The organism is Hyphomonas sp. (assembly GCF_965284475.1).
GTDB lineage: Bacteria > Pseudomonadota > Alphaproteobacteria > Caulobacterales > Hyphomonadaceae > Hyphomonas.
In genome coordinates, this window is the sequence record NZ_OZ260087.1 from 2,703,287 (window position 1) to 2,718,176 (window position 14,890).

The 14,890-nt window shown below is 59.6% G+C and carries 5 protein-coding genes; all 5 read left to right on the plus strand.

What is annotated here, in order from left to right:
• Positions 1-370: 370 nt before the first annotated feature.
• The 5 genes from ACQ66M_RS13105 to ACQ66M_RS13125 are packed head-to-tail and all read left to right on the plus strand — an operon-like array spanning position 371 to position 14,870.
• Complete coding sequence (locus ACQ66M_RS13105; RefSeq protein WP_430404411.1) at positions 371-5,344, plus strand: amino acid adenylation domain-containing protein; 4,974 nt, start codon at positions 371-373, stop codon at positions 5,342-5,344.
• On the plus strand, positions 5,334-9,866 hold the full coding sequence (locus ACQ66M_RS13110) for an SDR family NAD(P)-dependent oxidoreductase (RefSeq protein ID WP_430404413.1): 4,533 nt from the start codon (positions 5,334-5,336) through the stop codon (positions 9,864-9,866). The genes ACQ66M_RS13105 and ACQ66M_RS13110 overlap by 11 nt, the downstream gene beginning before the upstream one ends.
• Complete coding sequence (locus ACQ66M_RS13115) at positions 9,863-13,168, plus strand: amino acid adenylation domain-containing protein (protein WP_430404415.1); 3,306 nt, start codon at positions 9,863-9,865, stop codon at positions 13,166-13,168. The genes ACQ66M_RS13110 and ACQ66M_RS13115 overlap by 4 nt, the downstream gene beginning before the upstream one ends.
• A complete protein-coding gene (locus tag ACQ66M_RS13120; protein ID WP_350171387.1) occupies positions 13,165-13,953 on the plus strand; it encodes an alpha/beta fold hydrolase in 789 nt (262 codons plus the stop codon). The genes ACQ66M_RS13115 and ACQ66M_RS13120 overlap by 4 nt, the downstream gene beginning before the upstream one ends.
• Positions 13,941-14,870, plus strand: a complete 930-nt coding sequence (locus tag ACQ66M_RS13125) for an alpha/beta fold hydrolase (RefSeq protein ID WP_430404417.1) — start codon at positions 13,941-13,943, stop codon at positions 14,868-14,870. Before ACQ66M_RS13120 ends, ACQ66M_RS13125 begins: the two co-directional genes overlap by 13 nt.
• Positions 14,871-14,890 lie beyond the last annotated feature (20 nt).

Below are 14,890 nucleotides of genomic sequence, written 5' to 3' on the forward strand. Positions count from 1 at the left end.
CGTGCCGGACGTTTCAGTCGCTGATCTGGAAAGCTGGGAAATAGAAACGGTCTGGAAGGCCCGAGAACCTAGGTCAGAATGGGGGATTCGCCCGTTTCTGGGTACTTCTGCTGTCACGAAATCGACTTTCGAAACGTTGACTCTTTCGGACGCAATGTGGCACAGCTCGGGACAGAGGGCGGTGCTTGGGGGAGCAGCGTTTTCGCATTCGAAAGCAACGCATCGTATTCGATACTGCAGCTGTCAGTGGTTGAAATACGGGTGCTCACCTCCGGTTGTATCGCAAAGGGACTCGAATTGCATAAAGGCGAGGGGGCGCAACTTGAGATCATGTCGTTCCAGCTGAGTCGATTGCGATTGTTTAAGTAACATGGACGTCGCCCGATTTATAGAAGATCTTTCCAGGGTCGGCGTCACACTCTGGACGTCCGATGGCAAGATTCGCTTTCGCGGTCCCAAAGGCGCGCTTGGCGAAAAAGACAAGTTCACGATACGCGAAAACCATGCGGCAATCGTGGAAGTGCTTGCCAATTGGCAAGTTGTTCGCGACCTGCCACTTGCTGATGGCCAGCGATCCCTCTGGTTTGTTCACCGCCAGGCTCCGCTAAGCCCGACCTACAATTTCGGAACGGCCATACGGGTACGGGGCCCTGTTGAGCCAATGGCACTGAAGACGGCCTTCCAGAAGGTAGTGGAGCGCCATGCTGCCCTGCGTGCCAGCTTTCCGGTCGTGGCGAATAATCCCGTTCAGAGAATTCCGCACGATCAAAAGGTGCATCTGGACTATCACAGGATTGATGGCAGCGCCGATGCGGAGGTCATCGCGCATGTGCTGAGCGTGCACAGGCGCCCTTTCAACCTGGCGACTGGTCCGGTTTCCCGATTGGCTTTGTTCCGGGTGGCACCAAACGATCATGTCATCCTTTTTGGAGCGCACCACATCGTATGTGACGCGACAGGGGGTGCGACAGCCTGCCATGATCTCAAACAATTCTACATCGAAGGGGTTGCAGGCAAGCCGGCTGAGCTGACGCCCCGGACTGCCGATTTCCCGGATTTTGTCGATTGGCAGCGATCAGTACTGTCAGGCCCTCAAGGCGAGGCGTTGCTGGCGCATTGGCAAGAGCGACTGAAGCCTCCGCTTCCTGTGCTTGCCCTTCCGACTGACAGGCCAAGGCCCGTCAACAGACAGTTCCGTGGTGACACCTTGCAGAGGGTTTTTTCATCTGAACAGATAGCGGCGCTCGATGCGCTGGCAACGCGCACGCGCGCGACCCGATCTGCAATATTGATTGCACTTATGGCGGCAATGCTCGGGCGTGTTTGCGATCAGGATGATGTCGTGATCGGGACCCCCTTCTTCGGGCGCGCGGATGAGCGGTTCGAAACGACAGTCGGTCATTTTGCAAACCCGCTTCCTATCCGCCTCACCGTTTCGCCCGCATGTTCCTTCGATGACCTGATTATTGAGGCACGCGAGCGGCTGCTCGACGCGCTCGACAATCAGGATATGCCGCTTCTGCGACTTGTAGATGCCCTCAATCCGCCCCGCGATTCCACGCGGATGCCCTTTTTTGATGTTCTGTTCACGTTTCTTTTGTTCGATCATCTGACGGGCGGTTTGCAGTCAGAAAATGACGCTGAAACACGCGCCATTTTCCCGGTCGAGCCATTATTGTTTCCGCTAATGGAGGGTCAGTTTGACCTGTCCGTCCGGTTCGAGGAGATGAATAACGGTCTCACAATGAACTGGAGCTTTGATACCGATCTGTTCGACAAGTCGACAATCGAGACTTTCGTGAACATTTTTTCGGAACTGGTAACGGAATTTTCAAGGGATTCATCAATTCCTGTGCGGGCCTACAACGCGGCAAGACCCTTGCAAGGCATAAAGCCGGAACAGGGAGAGCCCGAAATGGAAGTGCATGCACTGTTTGGCAGACTGGCGGACAGGGGAGTCGCCTTGTCGCTTGATGGTGATCAGTTGCGCATCAAGGCTCCAAAAGGCGCAATCGGCACGTCATTACGCGACGAACTGGTCGCCATGAAACCGGCCATCGTGGACATGCTCAGGTCCGAAGCTACCGGCTTCCGGTCGCGTTCGCCCCAGAAGGCCAATCTTCCCCTGTCATATGCGCAGCAGAGACTCTGGTTTCTGAACCGGCTTGATCCAACCAGTACCGCTTTCAATGTCGCGGCCGGCGCCTGGATGAGTGGTCCTCTCAATCCGAAACTGATCGCCGAAGCGTTCAGGCTCCTTGCGCAGCGCCACGACGCGTTGCGCATGCGGTTTACAGAGCGCGAGGGCAAGCCCGTTGCTGAAGCGGTCGACGACCTGATGCCCCATTTTGAGTATCTGGACGTCGAGCATGTCGCGTCGGAACTTCGCAGGCAGGAAGCTGAGCGCATTGTCGATGAGCGAATACGCCGGCCGTTTGATCTCGCGACCGGCCCCCTGTGCGGCTTTACGCTCATCCGTCTGTCAGAGGATCGGTACGCATCACTGCTGCTCGCCCATCACATTATTGTTGATGGGTGGTCGATGGCCGTCGCACACCGTGAGGTCGTCGAAATCTACGACGCACTCCTTGAGGGGCGCGAGCCGGGCCTGCCCGAGGTCAAGGCGCAGGCCACGGATCATGCCCGCCGTGAGCGCCGCATGGCCGTGTCGCCTGAATGGGCAGAACACATTGATTTCTGGCGCGAAGAACTCAGTGGCGCACCTGCGGTCATTGAGCTGCCTACGGATCGCAGGCGTCCTGCCAACCAGACCTTCAATGGCGGAAGACTGACTGAGCGGTTCGATGCGAAACTGCTGGCGGACCTGAACGCCCTCGCGCGATCCGAGGGCGTCACACTGTTCATGCTGCTGATGGCCGGATGGGCGGCAACGCTTTATCGCTATAGCGGACAGACGGACATTGTCCTGGGCTCGCCACATGCCAATCGCAACCATGCCGATCAGGAGAGCATGGTCGGTTGCCTGATCAACAACATGGTCGTGCGCTGCCGTGTCGACGGGTCCTTGAGCTTTAGCGACCATCTTGCAAATGTCCGTAGCGCGACCCTCGGATCGCTTGAGCATAGCGAACTTCCGTTCGATCTGCTGGTCGACACCGTCAATCCGGAACGCAGCGCCAGCCACGCTCCGATATTCCAGACGCTTTTCAGCTTGATGACGTTCCCGAAGATCGAACATGGCTTCAAGGGCACCGAAGTTGAGCCGATGATCCCAGGAACGGGTGCCTCAAGGTATGACTTGTCTCTGGACTGTGTGGAGTTCGGCGGCGAGCTCCTGACGCACTACGAGTTTGCGACGGACCTGTTTGACACCGACACGATTCTGAGATTGCATCGTCATTACCAAACCCTGATGCGCGCGGCGATTGCCGATCCCTTGGCGCCCGTCAAATCATTGCAAATGCTGACGCGGGATGATGCGGCAGAAATTGCCAATTCGAACGCGCGGACAGTCAAAGAGTTTGATCGTAGCGCAACCACGCTGGATATGATCGAGTCTTGCGTCCGGGAGGTTCCGGACCAAGGGGCCGTAACCGATGCGCACGGAACACTGAGCTATGCCGAACTCGACGTGCGCGCAAATCGCCTGGCGCACCTGCTGCACAACAACGGTGTGGGTCGCGGCAGTCTGGTCGCGGTAAGTCTCGAGCGCAGCGTGAATCTTCCAATGGCGCTTCTTGCGGTCTGGAAGGCCGGCGCGGCCTATCTGCCACTTGATCCGAAACACCCGCAGGAACGCATCAACAGCATTGTTGCCGATGCCGGTGTAGACTTGGTCCTGACAGAAACAGCCTCGGCAGCGCCGTTCGGCGACAACCAGCCAGTGCTGGCGCTCGATCAGTTGGAAAGTCGCCTTGACGCGATGCCGCATACGGCACCGGACCGCGAGACAACGCCTGAAGATCTGGCCTATGTGATCTATACGTCAGGCTCCACCGGGCGCCCGAAAGGGGTTGAAGTCGAGCACCGCAATCTCGCGGCTTTCCTGGTCGCCATGCAGGAGGAACCTGGAATCCGTGAGGGACAAACGCTCCTCGCCGTGACAACCCCGTCGTTCGACATCTTTGGACTGGAAGCATGGCTACCACTTTCATCGAAGGCGCGTATGGTTATCGCATCGCGTGAAACGGCGCTGGACGGGCGTGCTCTGGCCGACCTTATGGACTCAGAAAATGTCGACATTCTTCAGGCCACACCCGCGACATGGAATGTTCTGATCGAGACAGGCTGGCAGGGACGTGGGGGCCTGAAGGCGCTTTGTGGCGGCGAAGCGCTGCCGCTGGCCCTGGCCGACGCACTTCTGCAGCGCGGCTGTGATCTCTGGAATATGTATGGCCCGACCGAGACGACGATCTGGTCTTCAGTGCAACATATCGAGAAGGCCGATGATGCTATCAGCATCGGCAAGCCCATCGCGAATACGCGCATGTATATCCTGGATGACCAAGGCGTGCCGGTACCGCCTGGTGCGATTGGCGAGCTTTGTATCGGCGGTGAAGGCGTCACGCGCGGATATCGCGGCCGGCAGGATCTCACGGACGAACGCTACCTCTCGCTGGACCTTCCCGGTCACGACAAGGAACGCATTTACCGCACCGGAGATTTCGCGCGTGAAACAGTCGATGGCCGGCTGATTTTTCTCGGGCGTCGCGACTTTCAGGTCAAGATCCGTGGTTTTCGGATCGAACTCGGCGAGATCGAGAGTGAAATTGGCGCATTGGAGAGCGTTGCCGAGTGCGCCGTTATCGCCCACGAGCGTGCCAAAGGTGATCTCGAACTTGTCGCATACGTCGTGCCCGCAGCAGGCCGCACTGTTGAACCCGGGGCCTTGCGTGCGTCACTTCGGTCCCAGTTGCCGAACTATATGGTACCGGCGCATGTTGTTGTGCTCGACGCCCTGCCGCTAACGCCCAACCTGAAAGTTGACCGCAAAGCGCTGCCGCTGCCGCAAGTCAAGCAGGCATCGGATACGTCCGCTGGCAACGTCGTCATGTCACCTGCTGAGCAAAGCGTGGCCGAGATCTGGTGCGCGGTGCTTGGCCGGACCCAGGTCGGACTTGAAGATAACTTCTTTGATATTGGCGGGCATTCCATGCTGTTGGTTCGCTTGCACGAACGGCTCCGGAATGATCTTGGTGCGACGATGGCACTGATAGAACTTTTCCAGCGCACGACAGTCGCGCAGCAGGCTGCCGCCATTCCGGGCGGTGCGGGATCCGGGCTGGTGGGGTCCGCTTCTGCTACGCAGCCGGCTCAGCCCGTCCAGTCAGACCGCCTCACACGGGCAAAAAAACGAGCGGAGCGCATCCGGCATGGCCAGTAAGGAAAATTCCCCTGCTCTGTCTCCCCATGCCATTGCAATTGTTGGCATGGCGGGAAGATTCCCCGATGCGCCGGACATCGACACGTTCTGGCGTAATATCCTTGCCGGGAAAGAATCCCTGCGGACATTTGACACCGAAACACTTGAGAAGGCGGGTGTACCGCAGGCATTGCAGGATCACCCTGATTTCGTTCCCAAAGGCACGCCGCTTGATGAAGTCGATATGTTCGATGCGGAGTTCTTTGGCCTGTCGGCTGGCGAAGCCCGGATAATCGATCCGCAGCAACGCGTCTTTCTTGAATGTGCGTGGCAGGCCATGGAGCATGCAGGCTATGCGCCGGGCGAGCTTGAAGAACCGGTAGGCGTCTTTGCCGGCACTGGCATGAACACTTACCTGATGGCGCACATCCTGTCAGATCGTGCCGCGGTAGAGGCAGCCGGCGGTTATCAATTGATGCTCGGTAACGACAAGGACTTTCTTTGCACACGGGTTAGCTACAAACTGGACCTGCGCGGGCCAAGTGCCACTGTCCAGACGGCATGCTCAACATCTCTCGTCGCAGTTGAAATGGCCTGCAGGGCCTTGTCGCGCGGCGAATGTGACATGGCGCTCGCAGGCGGGGTCTCGATCGCCTTTCCCGACAAGGCGGGGTATCTCTACCAGGAAGGCATGATCTTCTCGCCCGATGGTCATTGCCGCCCGTTCGACATCGACGCCAAGGGCACCCGGGCAGGTGCCGGAGCAGGTGTCGTAACCCTGAAGCGCCTTGCAGACGCAGAGCGGGATGGCGACACGATCCACGCAGTAATCCGCGGCATCGCTGTCAATAATGATGGGGCGGCCAAGGCGGGCTATACGGCCCCGTCAATTGACGGACAGGCCGAAGTCGTTGCGATGGCGCAGGCGCTCGCTGGCGTATCGCCGCGCTCAATCGGCTATCTGGAAGCTCACGGGACAGCAACACCGCTGGGTGACCCCATTGAGATTGCAGCCCTGACCCAGGTTTTCCGCGAAGAAACCGACGATGTCGGATTTTGCCGCTTGGGGGCGCTCAAGGCGAACATAGGTCATCTGGACGCGGCCGCCGGGGTGGCGGGTCTCATCAAGACAGTGCTCGTCCTGCGTGAGGGCATCATCCCGCCGCTGGTCAACTTCAATAGCCCGAATCCAAAACTGGAGCTGGAAACCAGTCCGTTCACGGCAATGTCAGAAGCAACCGATTGGCTTGCGACAGACGTGCCACGGCGCGCTGCTGTCAGTTCCTTCGGAATTGGCGGTACCAATGCGCATGCAGTGCTGGAGCAGGCGCCAGTTCGCGAACCGGACACCTCGCGGCGTAAGCATCAGCTCCTGGTCATGTCTGCCCGAACGCGTAGTGCGCTCACGGAAGCCTCGACCGCACTGGCGACCCACATTGCCAGCACGCCCTCTGCGCCTCTGGCTGAGGTGGCCTGGACACTTCAGTCCGGCCGGACAAATTTTCCCGTCCGGCGTTTCGTTGTGGCTGCGGACGGCGAGGAAGCCGCCGCGTCGCTGTCGAAACCATTCCTCCCGCGGCAACATGATGGCGGATCACGCCGCGTTGCCTTCCTGTTCAGCGGCCAGGGCAGCCAGCATGCCGGCATGGGGCAGGATATATACAAGGAAGAGCCAGTCTATCGCCGGGCAATCGACCGCTGCGCCAGTATCCTTAAGTCGGTTGTGGATTTTGATCTTCACAAGGTTCTCGGCAGCGGCAGCGATGTCGAATTGTCTGAAACCCGCATCACCCAGCCCGCGCTTTTCGCGACCGAATACGCCATTGCAGAGCTTTGGAAAAGCTGGGGGATTGAGCCAGCCGCCATGCTCGGCCACAGCATCGGCGAATATGTTGCAGCCCACATCGCAGGCGTCATGACGCTGGAAGACGCGCTCTGCCTTGTCGCCGAGCGGGGGCGCCTCATGCAGATGATGCCTGCCGGCGCAATGGCAACAGTTGAGCTGAGTGCAGAGCGGCTTCGCCCACGCCTTCGCGATGGTATCGAGATTGCGGCCATGAATGGCCCCGAGCTGACGGCTGTTGCCGGGTCAAAGGATGCCATTGAAGCCTTCCTGTCCGGCCTTGAATCGGAAGGCATCGGGGTCAGGCGGCTTCACACGTCACACGCATTCCATTCTGCGATGATGGAGCCTGCTCTCGCGCCTCTGCGCGAATATGCCAGCAAGCTTGCGCTCAAGGCACCGCGGATTCCTTATGTCTCCAATGTCACCGGCACATGGATCACGGACGAGCAGGCAACATCACCTGACTATTACGCGCAGCATCTGCGTCAGGCGGTACTGTTCGAGCCCGGGCTCCAGTTGCTTGCGCGGGATGCAGGCCTGTTCCTGCTGGAAGTCGGGCCGGGTATCACGCTGTCGGCGCTCGCAGGCATTTCGCTGGATGGTGAGCGGCACCGAATTGCATCATCAATGCCGCATCCCCGGGACGACCAGCATGACATGCGCGCGGTCCTTTCCGCCGCTGGCGCCATGTGGGCGGCGGGCGTGCCACTGGACTGGGCGGCGTTGCAGGGCGGTGACATGCCACCGCGCCGCCTGCCATTGCCAACCTATCCTTTCGAGCGGAGCCGTTTCTGGGTTGATCCCAAACCCGGCGGCGGCCTCTTGCAGGTCGCCGCAGAGCCAATCCTGGAGACGTCCGCGCCTGCAGGAGACCTTGGCCAGTATCTGCACACCACGACCTGGACATCCGTGCCGGTCGATACGCAGGGCGTGCCGGAACTCTCAGGCGGCTGGCTGATCATTGCTGACAATGCCGCCTTCGGAAGCAGGCTGGTTGAAGGGTTCGAGACGAGCGGCGCCACCGCATTGCTCGCTAACGTGGCCGCTGACGCAATTGATAAAGGTTTTGACACCGTCGCAGCGCTGGCAGGTCAACTCGCAGGGAACCTGAGCGGGATCGTCATTGCCATCGGGTTGGAGGCGGCCGCCAACATACCCGGTCGCCTTCGCTATGACATGCTTGGCGCTGTGGCGCGGCTGCCGGAACTGACAGGTGTTAAACCGGTAAGAATAATGGTCGTGACACGCGGCGGTGTTCCGGTCCTTGATGAGCCGGTGTCGGATGATGAGGCAAGTCTGGTTTTCGGCCCCGTTGGCATGCTTGAGGTCGAATCCGAAAACCTCATGCCACAGCACATAGATTTCGGTGCCGATGGCGACGCGATGTCCGACCGGAACATACGCCGTCTCCTCGCTGAAGCGGCGCAGGAGAAATTCGAGCGCCTCGTGGCATGGCGCAAGCGTCGCTGGCTGCGTCGCTTTGAGCCGGTTGCACTGCCTCCATCTCAAGAGGCACCCGCCATCTTGAAGGACAGGGGCGTCTACCTGATCACGGGCGGTACGGGCGGAATCGGGCGCACCCTTGCCCGTTGGCTTGCCGAGCATGTGTCGGCCCGGATCGTCATGACTTCGCGGAACCCGCTGCCGCCACGTAGTGAGTGGGATCAGCTTGTCGCCAACCCAGGCGAGGGTGACCGGATATTGCGGATCATTGCCGATCTTCTGCACATCGAGGCGGCGGGTGGCGAGATTTCCGTCGAATGCGCCGACGTGGCTGACCGCGATGCCATGCGCGGGGTGGTCGAGCGTACGCGCCAGGAATGGGGCGCCATAGACGGCGTCATCCACGCCGCCGGCAACCCGGGTGCCGGCAAGCTTTTCGTCATGGACGATCCTGAAGAAGTGTCCCGTACATTGTCACCCAAGGTCGGCGGCATGAGCGTTCTGGCGGAAATCCTTGGTGATATGCCGCTCGACTTCTTTGCAGTCATGAGCAGCATCAACGGAATCTTCGCGGCACCCGGCAACGCAGCCTATAGTTCTGCCAACGCCTATCTTGATGCCTTTGCCAACGCCGCGGCACGCCCCGCTAATTGGAAGCGTTACGTGGTGTTCAACTGGGATGCCTGGCGCGACGTGGGCATGGCGGCGCGGATTGAAGTCGCCGAGAACCGCCGCGCTGAACGCGAACGCTTTCTTTCCAAGGCAATCCTGCCGGATGTCGGCGCGGAAATATTCGCGCGCCTGCTCGGTTCGGACATCGATCAGGTTGTTGTGACGCCCTACAATCTGCCGCTCATCGTTGCCGCGCAACGGACCCGGACTTGGAAACGGGCCTCGGCTGGAGACGCTGCAGGCAGCTTCGGAAACGAGTTTACGTCAGGCGCGTCGATTCCGGTTTCCGAGATGATTGCTGCCCGGTTTGAACGCGAGGAAGAACGCGTCATTGCTGCAATCTGGGAAGAGTTGATCGGCGCCGAAATGGAAGGCCCGCACGAAAACTTCTTCGAACGCGGGGGGCACTCCCTGATGGCAACGCGTGTCCTGTCCCGCCTGACGGCTGTTACAGGCGTCAGGCTTACGCTGCGGGACATATTCGATGCGCCCACAATCGAAGAACTCGCAGACTGCGTGATCGCAAAAAGTACTGCAGGGGGCGGGGAAAGCGGCGATGATCGCGAGGAGTTTGTGATTTGAATGCCGCAGACCTCCTGTCCCAACTGAACGCTGCCGGCATTGAGCTGCGACCGAAGGCAGACAAACTGGTTGTCAATGCACCGGCCGGGGCATTGACGGCGGACCTGCGCGAGAAAATCGCCGCGCATAAGGCCGAGTTGCTCGACTTATTGTCCCGCTCCGCAAACGGGGATGTTCCGCTGTCACGTCTGCCGCGCGACAGACCGTTGCCACTCTCTCATTTCCAGGAACGCATGTGGCTGCTCCAGCAACTTGACCCCGGTAATACGGACTATAATCTTGTCACAGTCTGGCCGATGGCTGCGGATGTGCGTCCGGATCAGGTGGTCAATGCGATGCGCAGCATCGTGGCACGGCACGAAATTCTGCATCTCGGCTTCCAGCGGCGTGGCGACAGGCTTGAGGCCACGGCCCTCGATCCGGAAGCTGTGCCGATGGGCATTGAAGACATTTCAGCGCTATCCCCGGATGCCCAGAGGTCGCACATCGAAGCGGAGGTTGCGCGTCAAGTGGCGCGTCCCTTCGTTCTGGAAAGTGAACCGCCCTTGAGAGTGATCGTGTTTGATGCAGGGCCGGCGGGGTGTGCACTCCTGATTGCTGCGCATCATGTTGCCGTGGATCATTGGTCCTTGTCCCTGCTGAGGCAGGACGTGTCGCGTGAGCTGGAAGGCACTGCTGGTCAGGAAAGCGGCGAGACCTTTCAGTATGCCGATTATGCTGGTTGGGTCCGTGCCAGGGAGCGCACGTCGACAATGGACGACAGTCTCGCCTGGTGGGGCGAATACCTGAAATCCCCGCCAGACATGTGTGCCTTCGATGCTGACACCACCCCGGACATGCCAGGCTCTGGCGGCAGTGTGTCATTCATATGGGATGAGGCGCTGACCGCAGATCTCAACTGCTTTGCCAGATCGGAAAACGCGTCCGTTTATATGTGCCTTGTGGCTGCCTGTGCGGCGCTTCTGTATCGGCAGACAGGCCAGCAGGACATCCTGATCGGCACCGCCGTGGGTGCCCGCCAGCGACCGGAATTCGAGACGATTATCGGCCCGTTCGTGAATTCGGTGACGCTACGTCTCGCTGCTGGTCCGTTGGTTTCATTCCGCGAATTGCTGGCGCAGGCACGGGAAGCGGTTCTCGAAACGAGTGGAAGGGCAGACGTCCCGTTCGAATCTGTCATTGAACGTGTCCAGCCGGTACGCAACGTGAACCGGTCGCCCCTCTTCCAAACGGCCGTTGTCATGCAAAATGCCGGAAGTGGACACGCCGAGGCAATTCATGGCGGCGGGGCGGTTCATGATTTCACATGGTTCATCCGCCCGCTCGAAAACCGCCTGGTCGGGTCGATCGAATACAGTGCGGGCATTTATTCAAAGTCGACGATACAGGACATCCTGATCCGCCTGGAAGCCTTCATCCGTTCCGCACTGGCGACGCCAGACCGCGCTATCGGCGAAATCCCGGTTTTTGCGGAAGGCGAGCGCGAACGCCTGATCGCACAGTTCAACCCCGCACCGGCCGCCTATGGCCGCACCCTGATGGCCGATCAGATCGCGCACATTGCTGCCCAGTCGCCAGAGCGGCCGGCATTGGACTGTGCGGGATTGACCACCAGCTATGGCGAACTGGATGCGCGGGCCAATCAGGTAGCGCATCGTCTGGTGCACCTGGGTGTTGAGCCGGGAGCCATTGTCGGTGTGTGCACAGAGCGCAGCCCTGTTCTGCTTGAAGCCATCATCGGGATTCACAGGGCAGGGGCCGCCTTTTTGCCCCTGGATCCCGATTTTCCTGTCGAGCGCTTGAAGTACCAACTGGCCGACAGCGCTGCCAAGGCGCTGGTTGCTGACACGGCATTTGCGGCGACGCTTGACCTGCCGGGGGAAGTGGCACTGCTCGACATCAATGCCGAGAAGGCCCATCTTTCGGCTTTGCCCGTCACATGCCCCGATCGTGACTCGTCTCCTGAAGATGTCAGTCACCTCATCTACACGTCCGGCTCGACAGGGCGTCCCAAGGGGGTGGTGATTCAGCACAAGGCAGTGTCCAACCTGTTTCAGGCGATGCGGAACGCGCCAGGCATCCAGCGCGACGATATTGTCGCTGCAACCACAACAGCGTCATTCGATATCGCGGCCATCGAGCTCTTGCTGCCGCTGACAGTGGGCGCCCGGATTGAGCTTCTTCCACGCGTGATTGCAATGGATGGACTGGCGCTTGCCGGTGCCCTGGCGGCGTGTGGCGCAACGGTGGTTCAGGCGACGCCATCCGCCTGGCGCATGCTTGTGGAAGCCAATTGGGAAGGCGGCGAGCACATCAAGGCGATCACGGGCGGAGAGCCGCTCACGCGCGACCTGGCCGACAAGCTGCTTGCGCGCGTGGGTGCGCTCTATAACGGTTATGGTCCGACTGAAACGACGATCTATTCCTCCGGTTGCTTCATTGAGCGGGGCAGCGCGCCGATCAGCATCGGCAAGCCGGTCGCCAATACGCGCATCTATGTTCTGGATGCCAATGGTGAACTGGCTCCCATCGGCATGCGCGGCGAGATTTGCATTGCGGGTGAAGGCGTCGCTGTGGGCTATCACGGAATGCCGGAGGAAACCGCAATTCGATTCCGGCCGGATACGTTTGTTAGTAACACGGCCCCAACGAGTGAGGCACCACGCTTTTACCGCACAGGTGACATCGGCAAATGGTCAGCGGATGGGATGCTCTATCACCTCGGGCGCAGTGACCACCAGGTCAAGATTCGTGGCTTGCGCATCGAGCTGGGCGAGATCGAGGCGACCCTGCTCGCCGATCCAGCCATCCGCCAGGCTGTCGTGGCTGTCAGCGAGGCAGGCAAGGATGACCTGCGGCTGGTGGCCTATGTCGTTTTCGAGCCCGGTCAGGAACGCACCGCAAGCGAAACCCGACAGCTGGCGCGCGAACGGCTGCCCAATTACATGGTGCCCTCCGTGATAGTCGAACTCATGGACTTGCCGATGACACCAAATGGCAAGGTGGACCGCAAAGCATTGCCGGATCCGTATGGCCGGGCCATGCAGCGCGCTGTCCGGGTTCCCCTCGCGCCGGGGCTTGAAAGTGATTTTGCGCAAATCTGGGCGGATGTGCTTCAGGTAACGGATATCGGTGCCGAGGATAATTTCTTCGACTTGGGCGGCCACTCCCTGCTAACCTTGCGCGTTGTCGCCCGCGTAGAGGAACAGCTTGGCATGAAATGCGACCCTAGACTCATGTTTTTCCAGAACCTTCGACAGGTCGCTGCCCAGCTTCGCCGCATATCCGAGGCGGACGCATGACCCCGTTCTATTTTGGATCGCGTGAACGCCGTCTTTTCGGTGTCTATCACCCTGCCCAGGGTGGAAAGGGCAACCGCGCTGTCCTGCTTTGCTACCCGTGGGGCTTCGAATACGTCAATTCTCACCGCTCCATGGTCCGGCTGGCTACATTACTGTCCCAGGCCGGTTATCACACGCTTCGGTTTGACTATTTTGGAACGGGTGACTCCGCGGGCGAGGATCGTGAGGCAGATCTGGAAGGCGCGAGGCGTGACATTGCCACGGCAATCGGCGAGTTACGCGACCTCAGCGGTGCCGATAGTGTCTCGATCATTGGCTTGCGTGTTGGCGCATTTCTGGGTGTGCTGGCTGCGCATGACTTACCGTCGTCCGTCGACCGCATCGTCCTGTGGGACCCGGTTATCGACGGAACGAAATATCTGGAGGAACTCTACACTCTCGATGATACGCTGGACATTTCGGGTGTTAGTCCGGCATCGGCCTTTCCTGATGAACTGGGCGGGGGCCGTGAAGTCATGGGCCTTCCACTCACCAGCCATGTGGCATCCGAACTGTCTGAGATCAGGTTGATAAGCGCCATGTCCGGCCTTCCGCACCCTACGTTTGCAATCACGACGCGTGGTGGTCCGGGGCAGAAGGAATTGCGCGCCTGGATGGAAGCGGCCGGAGCAGGATCCACATTCGAACAAATTGACGATCATCCCGCTTGGCATGAAGACTGGCCAGACAACGCAGGGATTATCCCTGTTTCTGTGATAAAGCGGATTTCGTCATGGATGAACTGAGGCCGGAGATAACCGAACGGGCCATGCGGCTTGGAAGCGACGAATCACTCGCCGCAATCGTCGCGCGCCCCGTAGTTGAAACGGGGCTGCCTGCTGTCGTCATTCTTAATACTGGTGTTGCTCATCGGGTTGGCCATCATCGCAAATTCGTTGCCCTGTCGCGCAGGCTCGCCAGGTCAGGCCACACAGTTGTGCGATTTGATTTTCCGGGCCTCGGGGACAGTTCAGACATTACCGGAGACGGAGCGCTTCTGGACGCGAATCTCGCTGCCATTCGGGACGTGGTTGACTGGGTGGAGCGGACTTTTGCAATCCGGCGCTTCGTGATGGTTGGGCTCTGTTCGGGCGCGGATCAGTCAATCATCTATGCGAGCAAGGACAAGCGCGTAACAGGGGCGGTGCTGCTCGATCCTTCCGTTCCGCGTACCAGGCGCTATTACATGATCGATTTATACCGTCGCATCATCAGCCGCTCGATATGGATCAATTTTCTATCAGGTCGCGGTTTTTTCTGGACACGCATGCGCCGCCTGACCGGCAAGGGCGAGATGACGGCAGTGAAACGGGGCCAATTTTCGCGCCCCAATCTTGAAAGCCCGGAGGCCATTGCCTTCCTGGAGGGCGTTTACCAAGGCGCGATCGACAATGATGCCCGTCTGCTCGCGGTCTTCACTGCCGGTCCCGATTACCAGCATAATTACCGCGAACAGATACTGGAGGCTTTGCCAAAGGTGCGGTTTGGGAAGCGGATCAGCCTGCACTTTCTCAAAGATTGCGACCATACGTTCATGCGGGAAAGCAAGCGGGAATACCTGTATGCGTTGATCGCTGACTGGCTGCAGTCACAGTTCCCCGGCCGTGAACCGGCCGCACCGGTTCCTGGCCCGGAATCCACAATGGAGTCCGTGGAGTTCTGACCGGCGGGCAGCACGCATCT